Source organism: Bradyrhizobium sp. HKCCYLR20261 (assembly GCF_051168435.1).
Lineage (GTDB): Bacteria > Pseudomonadota > Alphaproteobacteria > Rhizobiales > Xanthobacteraceae > Bradyrhizobium.
Genome location: NZ_JBNPUZ010000006.1, coordinates 114,526 through 131,622 on the forward strand (window position 1 = coordinate 114,526; position 17,097 = coordinate 131,622).

The following is a 17,097-nucleotide window of genomic DNA, read 5'->3' on the forward strand; positions in this document are numbered from 1 at the left end:
CCCCGATGCCCCGATATCGTACAGCGATCAGCGGATCGGCGGTGCGTACTGCAGGCCGCCCTTGTTCCAGAGCTGGTTCAGACCACGCGCGATCTGCAGCTTGGAGCCGGCGCCGACGTTGCGGTCATACATCTCGCCGTAATTGCCGACGGCCTTCACGATGCGCGAGAACCAGTCCTTGGTGAGACCGAGCTGCTCACCGAGATTGCCATCGGTGCCGAAGGCGCGCTTGAACTCGGGCTTGTCGGACTTCGCCATCTCGTCGGCGTTCGCCTGGGTGACGCCCATCTCCTCGGCGGTGATCAGCCCGAACAGCGTCCACTTCACGATGTCGAACCACTGGTCGTCGCCATGACGCACCATCGGGCCGAGCGGCTCCTTGGAGATCACCTCCGGCAGCACGACGTGGTCGGCCGGATTGGAGAGCTTCAGGCGCTCGGCATAGAGGCCGGAGACGTCGGTCGTGAACACGTCGCAGCGGCCGGATTCATAGGCCTTCACCGTCTCGTCGGCGCCGGCGAACGCGATCACCTCGTACTTCATCTTGTTGGCCTTGAAGTAGTCGGCAAGGTTCTGCTCGGTGGTGGTGCCGGTCTGCACGCAGACCGAGGCGCTGTTGAGCTCGAGCGCGGAATTGACCTTCAGGGCCTTCTTCACCATGAAGCCCTGGCCGTCATAATAGGTGACGCCGGCGAAATTGGCGCCCAGCGAGGTGTCACGCGACAGGGTCCAGGTGGTGTTGCGCGACAGCACGTCCACCTCGCCCGACTGCAGGGCCGTGAAACGGTCCTTGGCGGACAGCGGCACGAACTTCACCTTAGTCGGGTCGTTGAAGATGGCAGCTGCAATGGCGCGGCAGACGTCGACGTCGAGCCCGGTCCAATTGCCCTTGTCGTCCGGGTTCGAGAAACCAGGCAGGCCCTGGCTGACGCCGCAGGCGACCATGCCGCGATCCTTGACGGTCTTGAGCGTATCGGCCTGGGCGCCGACGCTCGCCAGCATCGGGGCGAGAGCAAGAGTAAGAGCAACAGTGACGCGTTTCATAAATACAGCCTTTCGCGGTCGTCCTTCGGGAGCGTTGAAATCTCAGCGCGTGGCGGGACCCGACCTGAATCCGCTTCTGCAAACGCCATACCAACAATATGGCTGATGCCATGCACAGCTAAGCCGTGCATGCCAGATGAAGCGGAAATCGCGGCAAGCCCCTCAACGTGCAGCGATCGAATTGCGCCGGCATCACAGAACGACTGGCTGTCCGGGTCAAGGGGTTGACGGCCCTGTTCTGCATTCTGTTATTAACGACGCAATGCTGCCCGATTTGCCCTATGCTGGCAGGCTTTAGAGAGAAAAGACACACTGATGGCATCATCGAACGACCCCGCTGCGGCGGTGCGACAAAACGTCGAAACACGGCTGGTCACGGCGGGACGGGATACGAAGGCGCAGCACGGATTCGTGAATCCCCCGGTCGTTCATGGGTCGACCGTTCTGTATCCAACGGCCGAGGACCTGCACGCGCATCGCGGCGAGTTTCAGTATGGCCGCCACGGCACACCGACCACGAAGGCGCTGCAGCAGGTGCTGATGGCGCTGGAAGGCCCGCAATGCGCCGGCGTGGGCATTGCGCCGTCGGGTCTCGGTGCCATCTCGACCACCCTGCTCTCGGTGCTCAAGGCCGGGGACCACGTGCTGGTCTGCGACAGCATCTACCGGCCGACGCGCAATTTCTGCAACGGCATGCTGGCGCGCTATGGCGTCGAGACGACCTATTTTGACCCATTGATCGGCACAGGAATTGAGCAACTGCTCAAACCGAATACACGCGCGGTGGTTGTTGAGGCGCCGGGCTCCCAATCCTTCGAAATGCCCGACATTCCCGCGATTGCAGCGGTCGCGCACGCGCATGGCGCGCTGGTCATCGACGACAACACCTGGGCCACGCCGCTCTATCACCGCTCGCTCGACCAGGGCGTCGACATCAGCATGCAGGCGGCGACCAAATATATCGGCGGCCATTCCGACATCATGTTCGGAACGATTTCGGCCAATGCGAAAGCGTGGCCGCTGATTTCCGAGGGCATCCGCCTGCTCGGCGTCTGCGCCGGGCCTGACGACGTGTTCCTGGCCCTGCGCGGCGTGCGAACGCTCGGCGTGCGGCTCGCGCAGCATCACCGGTCGGGCCTGGAGATGGCGCGCTGGCTCGCCGCCCGCCCCGAGGTGATCGACGTGCTGCATCCGGCGCTGGAGAGCCATCCGGGACATGCGATCTGGAAGCGCGACTTCACCGGCGCCTCCGGCCTGTTCAGCATCGTGCTGCAACCAAAGCCGCAGGCGGCCGTCGATGCGATGCTCGATACGCTGACCCTGTTCGGCATGGGGTATTCCTGGGGCGGCTTCGAGAGCCTCGCGATCCCGTTCGACTGTGCGAGCTACCGCACCGCCACGTCCTGGGCGCCGGGAGGCCCCACGTTGCGCCTGCACATCGGGCTGGAGAACGTCGAGGATCTCAAGGCGGACCTCGATCGCGGCTTCGCGGCCTTCAACGCGGCTTAACCGCATCGTCACCAGTCAACGGAACGCCCTGCGATCAGGCAGGCGCGGCCGACAAAATGACGTTGATCCGCTGCCGATTGGGCGTAGCCTCCGCGGCAGCGGATGCGGATACGATTGGACATCATGGTTCTGCTCGATCTGATGGGCGGTGTGGCGTTGCTGCTGTGGGGCCTTCACATGGTCCACAGCGGTATCCTGCGCGCATTCGGCCCGGATCTGCGGCTGCTGCTGTCGCGCGCGCTGCGCAACCGCTTCAGCGCCCTGCTCGCCGGATTGGGCCTCACTGCCTTGCTCCAGAGCAGCACCGCGACCGCGCTCATCACGACGTCGTTTGCGGCGGAGGGCCTGGTCGGCCTGATCCCCGCCATGGCGATCATGCTCGGCGCCAATATCGGCACGACGCTCATCGTGCAGGTGTTGTCGTTCAACGTGGCAGCCGTCGCGCCGATCCTGTTCGTGCTGGGACTGGTCGCGTTCCGCAGCGGACCACGGTCGCGAATCAAGGATCTCGGCCGGGTCTCGATCGGCCTCGGGCTGATGCTGCTCTCGCTGCACATCCTGATCGATACGCTCGCGCCCGCCGAGGAAGCGCCGGCGATGCGCGTGTTCATGCAGGCAATCACCGCGGATGTCACGCTGTGCATCATCTTCGGCGCGGCCGTCACCTGGATCGTGCATTCCAGTGTCGCCAGCGTGCTCCTGGTGATGTCGCTGGCCTATGCGCATTTCATCACCGCCGAGGCGGCGCTGGCATTGGTGCTCGGGGCCAATCTCGGCAGCGCGGTGAATCCGGTGTTCGAGGGCGCGCGGCGCGACAATCCCGCGAGCTATCGCTTGCCGGTCGGCAATCTCCTCAATCGCATCATCGGCGTCGCGCTGATCGCGCCGTTTCTGCATCCGCTTGCGGTCCAGTTGCAGCAGATTCAGCCCGACCTCTCGAAGCTGACCGCCCAGTTCCACATGGCCTTCAACCTCGGCACGGCCGTGGTGTTCATCGGCCTGCTCGGAGTCATGGAGAAGCTGCTCGTCACGCTGTTCCCGGATCGCCCGGCCGAGGTCGACCCGGCCAAGCCGCGCTATCTCGACGAAACCGCGCTGGAAACCCCATCGCTGGCGCTGGCCGATGCCGCGCGTGAGGCGCTGCGCATGGGCGATCTCGTCGAGACCATGCTGCGCAACGTCATGACGGCCATGATGACCAATGATCGCGGCCTGGTCGATCAGGTGTCGCGCAACGACAACGTCGTCGACCGCCTCGACGAAGCCATCAAGCTCTACATCACCAAGCTGACGCGCGGCAGTCTCGACGAGCGCGAGGGCAAGCGGGCGATGGAGATCATCTCGCTTGCGATCAACCTCGAGCACATCGGCGACATCATCGACAAGAACCTGAGCGAGCTCGCGACCAAGAAGATCAAGCGCCGGTTCCAGTTCTCGGTCGAGGGCGCCGAGGAGTTGCAGTCCTTCCACCGCCAGATCATGGAATCGCTGCGGATCGCCTTCGGCATCTTCATGTCGGGCGACGCGCAGCAGGCGCATCAGCTGCTGGATCAGAAGGCCGAGCTGCGCAACGCCGAACTCGCCGCGACCGAGCGCCATTTGGAAAGGCTGCGCGAGGGCCGGTCGGAGACGCTGGAGACGACGTCACTGCATCTCGACGTGCTGCGCGACCTCCGCCGCATTCACTCGCATATCTGCTCGGTGGCGTATCCGGTCCTGGACGCGGCCGGCGAGGTTGCGACGCGCAGGAGTGAGGAGGCGGAGAGCGTGAGGACCGTCACTGCCCTGCCTGCATCGGGCGTTCAACCGCTGTCGCGCTGAGCCCCCGCGCTCTGCCGATTGATGCAAGCTGTCTCGTCCCATTGACCGTCATTCCGGGGTAATCGACAAAGTGCAGCCGCGACGCGGCTGCGCTTCGGCGACTGAACCCGGAATCCCGATGTTGTTGGAAATGAACGCAAGCCAATCTCGAGATTCCGGGTTCAAGGCCTGCGGCCTTGCCTCGGAATGACGGTGGGTATGGTGCGATTGTAGTCCGCCTACCCGTAACGCTCAAACAGCCGTGACGCTGAGCGCCCGCTCCCGCTCAATTGCTCAGCGTCTGCGATTCCTTCTGGCGGTTCTTGAAGATCAGCATGACGTTGCGGACGTAGATGACGTTCGACAGCAGCTGGCCGAAGATGATGACCGGCTCGCGCTTCACGAGGCCATAGATCAGCGTCATCAGCCCGCCGCCGATCGAGAAGAACCAGAACGCCAGCGGCACGACGCTCTTGCCCGCGCGCTCGCTCGCGATCCACTGCACCAGGAAGCGCGCCGCAAAGGCGAGCTGCGCGGCAAGACCGAACACCAGCCAGAAATCGAACTTGGCGATGAAGATGTCGTACAGATAGTTGCTGAACGCCTGCCCGAATTGAATCAGCATCACTTCACCTCGATCGCGACCGGCGTCGGCTTCTTGCGGCGGATCAGCCACCACACGCCGGCGAGATCCATGATCCCGATCCAGAGCCGGTCGAAGAAGCCGTAGTTCGAGACGCCCGAATGGCGCGGACGATCGATGACGTCGACATAGGCGATGTCGTAGCCTTCGCGCCGCACCAGGGCCGGGAGAAAGCGGTGCAGACCATCGAAATACGGCATCATCAGGAACACGTCGCGGCGGACCGCCTTGAGGCCACATCCGGTGTCGCGCGTGCCGTCATGCAGAACGGCGTTGCGGATCTTGTTCGCGACCCGCGACTGGAATTTCTTGAAGCCGGTGTCCTTGCGGCCGACACGCTGGCCGGCAACGAGCCCGACACCGGCGCCGCCCTTCTCGAGCGCGGCGATCAGCTCGGGCAGGAACGCCGGGTTGTTCTGGCCATCGCCGTCGAGCGTCGCCACGACAGCTCCGTGCGCCGCGCGGATGCCGCTGCGCACGGCCGCGGATTGACCGGACGACTTTTCATGGCGCAGCACACGCAGATTGGGCCGGCGCGCCATTTCCTCGGCAAGCCGCTGTGCGGTCTCGTCGGTCGAGCCATCGTTGACGTAGATGATCTCGTAAGCCCAGAGACCATCGAGCGCGGCCGCGATCTCGGTGATCAAGGGCGTGATATTGCCGGCCTCGTTGCGCACGGGAACGACGATGGAGACGGCAACGGGGGTTTCGGTCGACAAGAGCGAGACTCGTATGGGCGTGATCGGGCCGGTTCCTGCCCCGGGCGCTCCGGCGGGGGCTTATTATGGGGCTTGGGGCCGGCTATCAACCCCTTTAGCGCGGTACGATCCGGCCGTCTTTCCCCAGGCGAAAACCGAGGCGCCGTGCGGCGAACCAGTAGCGGACCAGCATGGCGCCGGCGAGTCCAACCACCGCCCCGGCCACCACGTCGCTCGGATGATGGGCAAGCAGAACGAGCCGGCTGAGCGCGATGAGGACCGCGTAGATGAACATCGCGATCCGCAGCCGCGGCCAGATGGCGGCGACGGCGAAGGCCAGCGCGAACGCCGTCACCGCATGCGCCGAGGGCATGCTGAAATAGGCCGGCGTGCCGTTGAACGGATCGAAATTGAAGGCATTCGCCTTGCCGCCGACGAACGGACGACCGCGTCCGATGATGTATTTCAGCGCCTGGGCAGCCAGCAGCGAAGTCAGCAGTGCGAAGAAGACATACTGCACATGGGTCGCGAAGTTGAGCAGGCGGCTGCGCGTGGCTTCGGGCCATAAGGGCGCGATCAGGATGGTCACGACCACGCCGGCCGCCAGCAGACCGAGCACGTATTCATCCTGGCCGAACTCGGTGATGATCCGCACCGGCCACAGGCTTGGCGTGCCGCGGGGCGGCATCAAGCCGATCTCATAGGCGTCGAAGGCAACCATCAGCACCAGGATCGTGCCAAGGCCGATGGCGCCGAGCAGGAGAAGCTCGCGCCACAGGCGCTGGCGGCTCGCGGCATCGGGCGCTGTCTGCGGACGCCGCACCAGCCGGCCGACCATGAATTTCCCGACCAGTGCGAGCTGGGCGAAATAGCCTGACGAGGACGGCGAATTGTCGGGGGCGAGCATCTATTCGGTGCCTTCCGAGCGATAGATCGCGATCGACACCGGACGGCCCTGCGAGATGTTGTAGCCGTCGATCCGCTTGGCCACGTTGTAGCGCAGGCCGATTGCCTCGGCGCGCTGCACGAACGCGCGTTCGGTGCGCTGCTCGATGAGCGCGAAACGGCAGGTGCCCTGGCTGAGGAAGTCGGCGGCCCCGGAGCCGTCGGTCAATTGCGTGGACGTTCCCGTCATGAAGACGAGGCTCGGCTCGTGGAAGCCCGCGGCCGCCGCCTTCGGCCCGACGCAGACAACGTTGCGCAGCGCGCGCGCGATCTCGGCGCTCGGGAACAGCGGCGTCAGCGCCGGCAGCACCGCGCCATAGACCACGAAGGCGAGGAACAGCGCCGCCACGCTGGCATTCAGCAGCGAACGCTCGGCGCGGCCGTCGTCATAGAGCCACCAGGCGAACAGGCCGAAGATCAGCGACGCCGCCACGAACGGCCAGGCCAGGAACACCGGCTGGTGCGTGACGATGATGGCTCCGATCACCGCGACCACCGAGGTGATGGCGGGAATGGCGAACCACCACGCCGCGCCCCGGCGCAGCCAGGAGCGCGACAGCACGCGCCGCTCCAGCGCGCCCACGGTGAGGATCGCGATCGCCGGATACAGCGGCAGCACATAGTGCGGCAGCTTGGTCAGCACCGCCTCGAACACGATCCAGGACGGCAGCAGCCACGCCAGTAGGAACTGCGCGCCGGGCTCGCGCCGCGCCCGCCATACGGCCGGCGCGGCCATCGCCGCTAGCGGCGCACCCGGCCAGAAGGTGATGAACAGCAGCAGCAGATAGAGGCCTGGAGGCGCGCCATGCGACTCCTGCGCGCCGATCTTGCTCAGCATGTCGCCGCCGACGGAGTCGGCGAAGAAGGTGTCGCCGGCGCGCAGGAAGATCAGCACGAACCACGGCAGCACCAGCACCAGCATCCACATCAGCCCCCACAGGGGACGCAGACGCCACAGCCAGCCGGCGCCGCGATCCATGATCGCGAGCGTGACGATCGTGAGGCCTGCGAACATCAGGATCAGCGGCCCCTTGATCAGGATGCCGGCCGCGAGCGCCGTCCAGAAAATCGCGGGCGGCCCCCACGGCGGATGCTCCGGATCCTCGCCGCGCTGCCATGAGAGATAGACCCGCGCCAGCGCGCCCATCGCGGCCACCACGGTGAACAGCAGCATCGCATCGGTCTTGGCGAGCCGCGCCTCGACGCCCAGCAGCACCGAGCAGCACATCAGGAGCGCGGCGAACACCGCGCCGCGCCGCGTCACGAAGGTGAGCGCCGCCCAATAGGTCAGGAGAACTGCGCCGATCGCGCCGATCAGCGAGGGGATGCGGTACACCCAGATCCGCAACTGCGCGCGCGGCAACCCGATTGCAGAGGCGGTCTCGACGGCGGCGGATTGCAACCAGTAGATGCCGACCGGCTTCTTGTAGCGCACGTCGTCCTGGAAGCGGATGTCGACATAGTCGCCGCTCTCGACCATCTGCTTGGTCGCCTGCGCGAACCGCGCCTCGTCGCGATCGATCGGCGGGATGGTGAAGAAGCCCGGCAGAAACAGCAGCAGGCCGCAGACGAGCAGGAACGCGACCGCCCTGGCATGGCTCACGGTGACGGCATCGATCATCCGCACCAGCCGATTGCCCGGGTTCACCAGGTTCTTCGGCTCGCGCGGCTCTCCAAAACGGGGGCGGGCATAGGTCTCGACCATGGGGTTCCGAATACGCTGAAACCACCATGCCGACAACCGCTTAGCGAACGGTCACTGGATTCTGACCACAACTGTGTCCGCCGCGCCCGTGGCATCGATCACGGTCAGGCGGGCAAAGCCCGGCCCGGGCGGGTCGATCAGGCGCTGGCGCCGGCTGTCGATTTCGCCGACCGGCAGGCCGTTCACCAGCATCGTCAGCGGCAGCACGCCTCCGGAGACCTTGACCGGCATGACTGAGGCTTCCGGGCCGGCGGAACGGTCGACATCGATACGCGAGCCGTTGAGCGGGAACTGGATGTGGGGCGCCTGCTCCGCGCCTGTCCGCACCAGCTCGCCGATCGGCCGGAACCGGCGCAGCGGCAGCGGCAACTTGGAATTGCTGGCGACCAGCGCCCCCTTGGGCGGTTTCGGCAGCGCCGCCGGCAGCTTGCCGGAGCGCGCGAAGGCATCGAACAGGATCGGCGCCGCAGAGACACGGCCGATCAGGCCAGGCACCGGCGCGCCGTCGGGGCGGCCCACCCAGACGCCGATCGTGACGCGGCCGTCGAAACCGACCGACCAGGCGTCGCGATAGCCGTAGCTGGTGCCGGTCTTGAAGGCGATGCGGTTGCGCGCGGCATTTTCCGGCGGCGGCGTGCCGAGCAGCACGTTGCCGACCTGCCAGGCGGCGGCCGGATCCATCAGCCGCATCGGCTCGCGCGCGTCGTCCTTCTCATCAGCCATCATGATCTCGCGCAGCGGCCGGGTGGTGCCGAGCCGCGGGAAGCCCGCATAGAGCTGCGCGAGGTCCTGCAGCGTCACGCCGACGCCGCCGAGGCCCATGGCGAGGCCCGGCGCTTCGTCCTTCGGCAGCACGAGGCTGCCGCCGGCCTGCTTCAGCCGCGACGACAACCGGCTGGCGCCGACGCGGTCGAGCAGCACGATCGCCGGCACGTTCAGGGACAGCTGCAGTGCCTTGCGCACCGGCACCGTGCCCTGGAACGTCATGTCGAAGTTCTCCGGCGCATAGGAGCCGAAACGCACCGGTCGGTCCTCGATCAGGCTGTCCGGATGCACGAAACCGTCCTCGAAGGCGAGGCCATAGATGAACGGCTTCAAGGTCGAGCCGGGCGAACGCACCGCGCGGGTCATGTCGACCTGCCCCGCCCGCCTCTGGTCGAAATAATCAGCCGAGCCGACATGGGCGAGCACGTCGCCGCTCTCATTGTCGACCACGATGATGCCGACCGAGACATTCGGCCCCAGCGCCATGGCGCGGTCGCGCGCCAGCGGCTCCAGCACCTTCTGCAACGAGGAATCGAGCGTCAGGCGGATGATCGGTTGATCCTTCACCACCGCCGTGGCCTGGTCGGCGGCATGCGGCGCCAGGATCGGCATCGGCTTGCGGAACGCGGGCACCGGTTGCGCCTTCGCCTGCGCGGCTTCGTCGGCCGAGATCACGTTCTCGGAGACCATACGGTCGAGCACGCGGTCGCGGCCGCGGCGCGCGGCCTCCGGATGGCGGTCGAGCCGGCGCGTCTCCGGCGATTGCGGCAGCGCCACCAGCAGCGCGGCCTCCGCCAGCGACAGCCGCTTCGGCTCCTTGCCGAAATAGGCGATCGAGGCCGAGCGGATGCCTTCGAGATTGCCGCCATAGGGTGCGAGCGTCAGATAGAGATCGAGGATCTCGTCCTTGCTGAGCTTTTGCTCGAGCTCGAGCGCGCGCACGATCTGCCTGAGCTTGGCATGCAGCGAGCGCTGCCGCCGTGGCTCGAGCAGCCGCGCGAGCTGCATCGTGATCGTCGAGCCGCCGGAGACGATGTGGCCGTGTGAGCCGAGCTGGATCGCGGCCCGCGCCAGCGCTTTGGGGTCGACGCCGTGATGCTCGTAGAAGCGCTGGTCCTCATAGGCCAGCAGCAGCTTCAGATAGGTCGGATCGACGTCCTTCTTCGCGCTCACCGGCAGCCGCCACCTCCCATCCGCCATCGCATAGGCGCGCAACAGCTTGCCGTGGCGGTCGACCACGGTGGTGGAGAGGGCTTTCGCCTCCTGCAGCGGCAGCGGGCCGAGGGAGATGGTGTAGGCGGTGAGTGCGAGCGCGACAGCGACGACCATTGCGGCCGCGACCGCGAGCAGCCGTTTGACGCCCCGCCCTTTCCTCCCGTCATGGCCGGGCTTGTCCCGGCCATCCACGTCGTTCGGCGCGCGCGGAGGCAGCGTGGGTGCCCGGGTCAAGCCCGGGCATGACGGAGTGTGTGGCTGCAGCGTGCCGCCCAACTCGCGATCGCTGGTCCCACCCTCACTCATTTCGCCGCGCGGACCTCCACGGAGCCTGTCCCGGTCCGACCATAGCGCGAGGGATTGTACATGTCCTCGACATAGGCCTGCGGCAGCACGTATTTGCCGGGCGACACCGCGCGCACGACGTAAGCGACCGTGAACACCGCCTTGGAGTCGGCGGCGCGGTCGAGCGCCGCGGTGAAGCGGTCGTCGCGGAACTCGGTATTGACCGGTTCCTGGCCGTCCTCGATCCAGTCCAGCGTACCGCTGTCACCCGACGACACCAGGCGCGGATTGTCGATCTCGAGCCCCGCCGGCAGATAGTCGGAGACCATGATGTGCCCATATTCCGGCTTGGCCTCGGTGACCTTCAGCACCACCGCAAAGCGATCGTTCTGCTTCGCGATTCTGATGTCGGCCGGCTTGCCGTCGAGCGTGTAGTAGCTGCGCTCGATCTTGAAGCCGTTGGAGGCGGCCGGCTCCGGCGTCAGCGGCGAGCCGGACACCGAGACCACCGCCTGCACCGGCGCCTCACCGGTGTTGGTGATTTTGAGCGGCTGGCTCGAGAGCTCGGCCGCCTTGTAGCTGCGGTACAGCGCCTGCTTCACCGCCTGGCCGTTGACGTCGAGCACCAGCGTCTCCTTGGCGAGCGCGCGCGCCGCCAGCACCATCCACGCATTCTCCTGCGTCGAGGTATACGGCGTGAGCCCACGCGCCGCTTCGACGCGGGCCACCGCCTGCGTCAAGGTCGCGCGCGGTGCGTTGCCCTCGCCCGCCAGCGACACCAGCGCCGCGGCGTCACGCAGATCCGAGCCGTAGTCGGTGCGGCCGAACACCAGCACCGGCTTTGGCGCGAGGCTGTCGGCCGCGGCGCCATAGACCCGCTCCGCGCGGGCGCGGTCGCCGACCAGCGCGAGGGCAGCTGCGAGCTGCGCCTTGGCAATCGGCGTTGCGAGGTTGCCGAGCTTGGTGTCGGCGAGATAGCGCAGGTCGCCGATCGGCGCCGCGCCATTGCGCGCCAGCACGTAGAGGCCGTAGGCGAGGTCGCGGCCTCCCGTCTTTTCCGGCTCCTCTGCATTGACCACCGAGTTCCTGACGCGGTCGAGCGCGCTCTTGAACAGCACGTCCGGCACCGCAAAGCCCTTTTCGCGAGCGCGGGTCAGGAAGTCCGTGACATAGGCGTCGAGCCAGGGATCGTCGCCGCCGGCCGACCACAGGCCGAACGAGCCGTTCGAGCCCTGCCGCGCCAGCAAGCGATCAATGGAGTCGCGGATGCGCTGGTCGACCTCGGTGTCCATCGCCAGATGCGCGCCGGCCGCGAGCTCGTTGACATAGAGCAGCGGCATCGCGCGGCTGGTGATCTGCTCCGAGCAGCCATGCGGATAGCGGTCGAGCGCCTTCAGGATGGTCGCAGCATCCAGCGCGGTCGACAGCCCCGCCGACAGCGACACCGTGCCGGTGCCCGCCACGAGATCAGAGAACATGTCCGACGTCAGCGTCAGGCTCTCGCCCTTGGCCAAGGTGCGGATCGAGCGCCGCGCCAGCACCTGCGTCGCCGGCTTGACGTCGAGCTGATAGTGCCGCGCCAGGCTCAGCCCGTTCGGGCCCTTGATGTCGACATCGAGCTGCGCCGTGCCGGTGCCGCTCGCATCGAGCGGCAGGGTCGATGATCCCCGCTGCTTGGCCGCGAGCTTCAAGATCACATTGGCATTGCCGGACACCTTCACCGGCCCGCTCGCCTTGACGGCCACGACATAGTCGCCGGACGCGCCCTCGACATTGTCGACGTCGAACGACAGCGTGCCGCGGTCGCCAGACAGCAGGAAGCGCGGCAGGGTCGCGGTCAGCACCACGGGATCGCGCACGGTGACGTCGACGTTGGCGCGGCCGACCTTGGTCGCGCTCCACGCCACCGCCATGACGCGCGCGGTGCCCGCGAACTCCGGAATGTCGAAGCTCACTTCCGCATTGCCATCAGGCCCGACCGTGACGATGCCCGAATACAGCGCCAGCGGCTTCTGTGTCGGCGGCGAGCCCTGCAGCTCGGCGCCGCCGCCGTCACCGCCGGAGCGGATCTGGCCGCGCGTGCCCTGCATGCCGTCGATCAGCTGCCCATAGAGGTCGCGGATCTCCGCCGAGAGCTGGCGCTGGCCGAGATAATAATCGTCCGGCGCCGGCGGCTTGTAGTTGGTGAGATTGAGGATGCCGACATCGACCGCCGCGATCACGATCTTGGCGTCCTCGCCGGGATTGAGCCCGCCGACCTTGACCGGGATCTTCAATGCCGAGCCCGGCCGCACCAGCGCCGGCGGGCTCAAGGCAACGTTCAACGTCCGCGCGGACTTGTCGATGCCGAACCAGGCCAGCCCGAGCGCGCGGCCCGGCATGCGCTGCGCAGCCGCGTCGAGCGGACGCCGGAGCGTCGTCACGACATAGGCGCCCGTACCCCAGTCCTTGCCGACCGCGAGCTTGACCTGGTTGGTGCCTTCCTTGACCTCGATGGTCTGCGTCGTCAGCAGGCGGTCGCCGAGCACATTGACCGTCAGCTTGCCGGCGGTGCGCGCGTTCACCGTCACGACCATCGTGTCGCCCGACTGGTATTGCGGCTTGTCGATCGAGGTCTCCAAGAGGTCCGGCGTATCGGCGCTGCCCTCGGTGTACCAGCCGACGTCGAACTGCAGCGACGTCACCGGACCATCGGCATCCGCCGACTTGACGTCGAGCCGGTAACGCCCGGCCTCCGGCTGGAAGCTCAGCCGCGCCGGCTTGTTCGCCGCAATCGTGACATCGCCGTCGCCGACGCGCTTGGTCGACTTCACCGGCTCATAGGCCCAATAGGAATTCTGCCGGTACCACTGATAGCGCGACTCGATCTTCAGGAGCTCATAGCGCAGGCCATTGCGCGCCAGCGTCTTGCCCTCCGGCGAGACGAACACGACGTCGAACTCGGCCTTGTCGCCCTCGCCGACGCTCTTGCCCGCAAACGACGGCTTGATGCCGATCTGCGCCGCCTTCGGCGCCACCGGCAAGGTCAGCTTGCGCTCGACGGCGCGCCCGCCGGTCTCGGCCATGCGCACATAGATCTGCGCCTCCTGCGGCCGGCTGGAGGACGGCGGCTTCGGCAGGCTGACGGGGAACGTCGCCGCGCCCTTGTCGTCGGTCTCGGGCAGGCCCTCGATCGGCGTGCGCTCGTTGGAGGCGCTCTCCTCGTCGGCGACGCCAAACTGATAGCCCGGAAAGCCAGGCCGCTCCGACGCGGTCGTCACCAGCAGGTCGCCTTCGAGCTGCAGGTTGGATGCCGGCGCGCCATAGAGGAAATGGCCGTCGACCTTCACCTCGACCGGCGTCTCAGCCTTGATCTGCTTGTCCTTGGACGACAGGTCGAATTCCAGCCGCTCGGGGACATAATCCTCCACCATGAACGTGGTCTCGCCGACCGCCGCCCCCTTCGGATCGGTGAAGGCGCGCACGCGATAGGTGCCGGTCGGCACCGCGGAGTTCAGCGCCACGCTCAAGGAGCGCCCGCCCGCGCCCTGATCGGGCAGCACGGCGCGGCGGAATTCGACGCCATCGGGGCGCTCGACCACAAGGGTCAGCGGCACGCCGGTCATGGCATTGCCCCTCGCGTCGCGCAGCAGCGCGGTGAGATAGACCGTCTCGCTGGAGCGGTAGACGCCGCGCTCGGAATAGACGAACGCATCCGGGCCCGTCGGCGCTTCGCGCCCGGACACGCCGCGATCGGAAAGATCGAACGCTGTCGTCTTCAGGCTGAGGAACGCATAGTCCGCCTTCTCGCCCGACACCGTCAGCATCGCCGGCGACAGCCCGCCCTCGCCCTTCGCAAGTCCCGTCTCGAACAGCACGTGACCGGCCTCGTCGGTCTTGCGCGTCGCCAGGATCTCGTTGTTGCGCGCCACCAGCCGCACCTCGGCACGCGCCACCGGATCGGTCGACGCCAGCGAGTTCACGAACACGTGGATGCCGTCATTGCCGGAGAACGCGGCGACGCCGAGGTCGGAGACGATGAACCATTGCGTGGCGAGCTGGCCGCCGCTGTCCTCGTCGCCGCTGCTGCCGCTGGCCGGGCCCTTGGGCGCCGCGGTCATCACATAGACCCCCGGCTGCATGTCGCTGATCGCCTGGTCGACCGGGAACGCCGTGGTGACGTCCTGGTTCAGCGTCATCGCGGTCGAGAGCTCACCGCTCCACACCTTCATGCCGCGCTGGTCGCCGAGATCGCTGAGCTGGTAGCTCGACAGCGGCCTCTGGAAGTCGCTGTCGATGACGGTGTTGATCAGATTGCGGTCGCCGATCCGGAACACCTGGACGTTCACCGCCGGCGTGTTGACGCTGACCAGCGGAATGCCCTTCTGCCCGGTGCGCGGCAGCACATAGGCCTTGCCGGTGAAGCGCACGAACGGCTTGCGGTCGCGGACATAGATGTTGAACTCGGCCGATTTCGGCAGGCTCTCCTTGACGCCCGAGGGCAGGCCGGCGCGCAGATTGATGTTGTAGCGCTCGCCATGCTTGAGCCCCTCGACGCAGAGCTGCTTGTCCTCGGACGTCAGCGCCGGCTTGTCGTTGCCGGCCTGGGCCACGAAGGGCGAGAAGTCGGTGCGCTTGGCGAGATCCTCGGAGAACTGGAAGCAGGCGCGCGGGCTCGCCGAGTCCGAATCCACGGTGTAGTCGAGCAGCTTGAAGCCGTGCTCGTCGCGCATCCGCTCATACTGCCCCCGGACATCCGCGACCTCGCGCAGCTCCAGCGACATCCGCAGCGTATCCAGCGCCGGCCGCCACAGCTTGCGCTCCGCCATGGCCTTGCCGAGCACGGCAAGCGCATCGGCCTCCTCGCCGGCATTGCCCGCGCGCTGATAGGCGATGTAGGCCGCCGTCGAGGCCCGCTCCAGGAGGAACGTCTTCTCCGACGCATTGGACGGCCAGATCTGGTTCAGCACCGTGCGCGCCAGCCGCAGCCAGTTGCCGGAATCCTCCGGCGCCGCGGTCGCGATCTGGCCGAGGATCTGCAGGCCGGTCCGTAGATCATTGCGGCGGAGCGCCGCGTCGGCATCCGTGCGCAAGGTCGCCAGCGGCTTGTTCACCGCCCCCGCCTCGCCCTTGATCTGCGCCTCCAGCTTGATCGCAGCATCCGCGAGATCGTCGCGCTTGAACGCCTTGTCGGCGGCGAGCGCGGCGGAGCCTGCGGAGACCAGGCCAAGCGCCATGACGGCGCAGACGACGGCGGCGCGAACCAGACCGATCATGGGACAGCTCCTTGGGGCAAGGCGATGGGGGCGGCTCTTCGGCACCCCCGAGAGGGTGCCCGTGTTTGGCCGATTCGTGGCGAGAATGGACGCGAAATGGTGACGGACTGATGGCGGCGGTTGCAGCGGCCATGGCCGCGGGCCGCTGCCATTGGTCATCGGCGGGGGCGCGGGCCGCAAAATTATGTTCATCAACGGCAATTCACAGCGCATGGCATACCGGCAAAGGCCGCGACGCCCCGGTCAGGGCGCCTCCAACGGGCGGACGAGGCCCATTGGCCCTCCTCCGCCTCCGCTTGGTCGCGGCCAGCTCGTTCCCGGTTCGCTCACTCTTGGCGAAACCGAAGATTTTTCATATGACCCGTGCTATGGAATCCGCGCCGCCCGGGCTCGCCCGACGGTGCCGATTCCCGTGAGTCGGTTGCCAAGGCCGTTCACGTCACGGCCGTTCACGTCGCTCGCGACGACGGTCCCATAGCTCAACTGGATAGAGTAGCGGATTTCTACTCCGCGGGTTGCAGGTTCGAGTCCTGCTGGGATCGCCAACAGTTTTTTTGCTCACTGATTCCATTGAAGAAAATAGCGCTCAGTGCCCCACCTTTTGGAACGCTTGTTCTGGTGGGTCACAATGGCCTCTTGAGCGGTGGGGCAGATCTAGCCGCGCTACTCGAACGGCCGACAGGCTGAAGTTCAACGCGCATCGATCGCAGTATCTGGTCTGGCGGCTTCTCTGAGCCGCGGCGCTAGAGCAAGCGCCTCCATGCAGATAGTCGCACTTCGGGGTGCTAGGACCAGCCGCAAAGGCTGCCACCTAACGACACGTCGTGTAGGACGATCGCATCAAGGGATTGTAGGTCGTGAGACAGTTCTGGTGCTGCGGCAGAAGATTGGGCGCTGGCGCTGGAGGCGACGACCCGTAGACTGGAGGCGGCGCTACCGGTGCCGGCGGCGGCGCGGCTGCATCAGCCACTTCATGGGCGGAGGCACGGGTGGCGCGACACTGCACATAAGCCGGCGACCCCGGCTGCGCACCGTAGCTCCGACACTCCTGGTCATCCTTGGCGGCGATCTCGGCCTGCCGTTCTGCGGCGGACCTAAAACATCCGCCCAGCGATAGCGTCAAAAGAACAACGAGCAACAAGCGCATCAACCCAGTCCCCCTCCGGCAGTGAAGCGCAACCGCCACGGGAGATCAAGGGTATGATGTGGTGACGCCTTTGTGGGTCCCGCTCG

At 66.6% G+C, this 17,097-nt stretch carries 9 protein-coding genes and 1 tRNA gene; 3 read left to right on the plus strand and 7 right to left on the minus strand.

Features of this window, described 5'->3' with window-relative positions; translation table 11 throughout:
- Window positions 1-27 precede the first annotated feature (27 nt).
- Window positions 28-1,044, minus strand: coding sequence for an amino acid ABC transporter substrate-binding protein (locus tag ACQR1L_RS15930; protein ID WP_434858884.1), 1,017 nt, complete (start codon window positions 1,042-1,044; stop codon window positions 28-30).
- A gap of 315 nt (window positions 1,045-1,359) precedes the next feature.
- Here ACQR1L_RS15930 and metC point away from each other — a divergent pair, with 315 nt between their 5' ends.
- Together metC and ACQR1L_RS15940 are read left to right on the plus strand one after the other, a co-directional pair.
- Window positions 1,360-2,553: a cystathionine beta-lyase gene (gene metC / locus ACQR1L_RS15935; RefSeq protein WP_434858885.1), complete on the plus strand. Its 1,194-nt coding sequence runs from the start codon at window positions 1,360-1,362 to the stop codon at window positions 2,551-2,553.
- A gap of 123 nt (window positions 2,554-2,676) precedes the next feature.
- A complete protein-coding gene (locus ACQR1L_RS15940; RefSeq protein WP_434858886.1) occupies window positions 2,677-4,374 on the plus strand; it encodes a Na/Pi cotransporter family protein in 1,698 nt (565 codons plus the stop codon).
- Window positions 4,375-4,639: 265 nt separating this feature from the next.
- Here ACQR1L_RS15940 and ACQR1L_RS15945 read toward each other — a convergent pair whose 3' ends face one another.
- The 6 genes from ACQR1L_RS15945 to ACQR1L_RS15970 all read right to left on the minus strand — a co-directional run bounded on the left by ACQR1L_RS15945 (window position 4,640) and on the right by ACQR1L_RS15970 (window position 15,864).
- Window positions 4,640-4,978: a lipid-A-disaccharide synthase N-terminal domain-containing protein gene (locus tag ACQR1L_RS15945; protein ID WP_035645206.1), complete on the minus strand. Its 339-nt coding sequence runs from the start codon at window positions 4,976-4,978 to the stop codon at window positions 4,640-4,642.
- Window positions 4,978-5,715 carry a glycosyltransferase family 2 protein gene (locus ACQR1L_RS15950; protein ID WP_434858887.1) on the minus strand — a complete coding sequence of 246 codons (738 nt, stop codon included), beginning with the start codon at window positions 5,713-5,715 and terminating at the stop codon, window positions 4,978-4,980. Before ACQR1L_RS15950 ends, ACQR1L_RS15945 begins: the two co-directional genes overlap by 1 nt.
- Window positions 5,716-5,809: 94 nt before the next feature.
- The gene (locus ACQR1L_RS15955) at window positions 5,810-6,601 is read right to left on the minus strand and encodes a phosphatase PAP2 family protein (protein ID WP_434858888.1); all 792 of its coding nucleotides are present in this window, start codon (window positions 6,599-6,601) and stop codon (window positions 5,810-5,812) included.
- Complete coding sequence (locus ACQR1L_RS15960) at window positions 6,602-8,344, minus strand: ArnT family glycosyltransferase (protein WP_434858889.1); 1,743 nt, start codon at window positions 8,342-8,344, stop codon at window positions 6,602-6,604. It lies immediately after the preceding gene.
- A 51-nt stretch (window positions 8,345-8,395) separates the two neighbouring features.
- A complete protein-coding gene (pbpC, locus tag ACQR1L_RS15965) occupies window positions 8,396-10,630 on the minus strand; it encodes a penicillin-binding protein 1C (RefSeq protein WP_434858890.1) in 2,235 nt (744 codons plus the stop codon).
- Window positions 10,627-15,864 (minus strand): alpha-2-macroglobulin family protein, encoded by a 5,238-nt coding sequence (locus ACQR1L_RS15970; RefSeq protein WP_434858891.1) that lies wholly within the window; start codon window positions 15,862-15,864, stop codon window positions 10,627-10,629. Before ACQR1L_RS15970 ends, pbpC begins: the two co-directional genes overlap by 4 nt.
- A gap of 468 nt (window positions 15,865-16,332) precedes the next feature.
- On the opposite strand from ACQR1L_RS15970, the gene ACQR1L_RS15975 reads away from it, so the two are divergent.
- Window positions 16,333-16,409, plus strand: a tRNA-Arg gene (locus tag ACQR1L_RS15975).
- The last annotated feature ends 688 nt before the right edge of the window (window positions 16,410-17,097 follow it).

What these genes read in the sequence shown, in the direction of transcription:
- ACQR1L_RS15940 (WP_434858886.1), top strand. Translation starts at nt 2,677, where the DNA reads ATGGTTCTGCTCGATCTGATGGGCGGTGTGGCGTTGCTGCTGTGGGGC.
- metC (WP_434858885.1), top strand. Translation starts at nt 1,360, where the DNA reads ATGGCATCATCGAACGACCCCGCTGCGGCGGTGCGACAAAACGTCGAA.
- ACQR1L_RS15930 (WP_434858884.1), bottom strand. Translation starts at nt 1,044, where the DNA reads ATGAAACGCGTCACTGTTGCTCTTACTCTTGCTCTCGCCCCGATGCTG.
- ACQR1L_RS15945 (WP_035645206.1), bottom strand. Translation starts at nt 4,978, where the DNA reads ATGCTGATTCAATTCGGGCAGGCGTTCAGCAACTATCTGTACGACATC.
- ACQR1L_RS15960 (WP_434858889.1), bottom strand. Translation starts at nt 8,344, where the DNA reads ATGGTCGAGACCTATGCCCGCCCCCGTTTTGGAGAGCCGCGCGAGCCG.
- pbpC (WP_434858890.1), bottom strand. Translation starts at nt 10,630, where the DNA reads ATGAGTGAGGGTGGGACCAGCGATCGCGAGTTGGGCGGCACGCTGCAG.
- ACQR1L_RS15955 (WP_434858888.1), bottom strand. Translation starts at nt 6,601, where the DNA reads ATGCTCGCCCCCGACAATTCGCCGTCCTCGTCAGGCTATTTCGCCCAG.
- ACQR1L_RS15970 (WP_434858891.1), bottom strand. Translation starts at nt 15,864, where the DNA reads ATGATCGGTCTGGTTCGCGCCGCCGTCGTCTGCGCCGTCATGGCGCTT.